This window comes from Bradyrhizobium sp. Kon69 (genome assembly GCF_055807515.1).
On the sequence record NZ_JBVVOS010000355.1, the window covers coordinates 1 to 271 of the forward strand.

1 protein-coding gene is annotated in these 271 nt (G+C 69.4%); it reads right to left on the minus strand.

Annotated features, from left to right (window positions below; genetic code table 11):
• Window positions 1-271 (minus strand): DUF1631 family protein (locus tag AC0L3U_RS39435; protein WP_473365127.1); only part of this gene is annotated, 271 nt, incomplete at both ends.

Here is a 271-nt window from a genome sequence, read left to right on the forward strand (position 1 = left end):
AATGCGAAAGCAGGCGCAGCAGGTCCCGGGTAGAGATGGGTTGCGGTTGGGCGCTGGCTTCAAGGGTCGGCGCGACGCTGCCGCGCACCGCGACGAGCAATGCCTGCAACGCGGCACAGGCTTGCTGACCGCTTTCGTCGCACGCCGGTTCGGCCGCCGCCGGATGGGCCTGGCGCTCAAGCTCGCGCGCCGCGCGCCCACCCGCACGACGGGACGGCACACTCTTGAGTTCAGGCAGCACCCCGGTCGCGATCAGCAGTTGATTGGCTTC